We start from the raw sequence: 535 nt of genomic DNA on the forward strand, positions 1-535 counted from the left end.
TCTCAAATACAAAACATAATGCAAAATATTGACGTAAATCAATTAAATTCAATGTTGTCGAATATATCTTCAAATCAATCAAACAATGCACTACCTTCTCAAAACAACGTAATAGCTGTTTTATATGCCTTAAAACCATTTTTACCTAAACATAGGGCTATGATGATTGAACAAATCATAGAAAGCTTATCCAACATACCTTTTTAGTAAAAAGCGACAGAAAAACTTCTGTCGCTTTTTTACTTCCATAAAATTTTATTCTTCATACCTTGACTTAGACCTTTCTCTATTTGTTTTTTCTCAGCACACTTTTTTAAAATATAAATAATAAAAAATTTTAACACTTACATAACAACAATGTAATAGATGAATCTGTTTTGTATGCCTTAAAACCATTTTTACCTAAATATAGGGATATAATGATTGAACAATTCCATAGAAAACTTATCAACTATATTTTCCCTAAATTATATACCTTTTTCTAAAATATACTCTTGTATTTTTGATGTTATATCAATATTATGTTGTAAAAGCT

The 535-nt window shown here is 25.6% G+C and carries 1 protein-coding gene; it reads left to right on the plus strand.

Annotated features, from left to right (window positions below):
- On the plus strand, positions 1 to 207 hold a 207-nt coding region (locus tag N2712_08110; protein ID MCX8029941.1), incomplete at its 5' end, for a hypothetical protein.
- Positions 208 to 535: the final 328 nt, after the last annotated feature.

It is taken from the genome of Brevinematales bacterium (genome assembly GCA_026415355.1).
Lineage (GTDB): Bacteria > Spirochaetota > Brevinematia > DTOW01 > DTOW01 > SKYB106.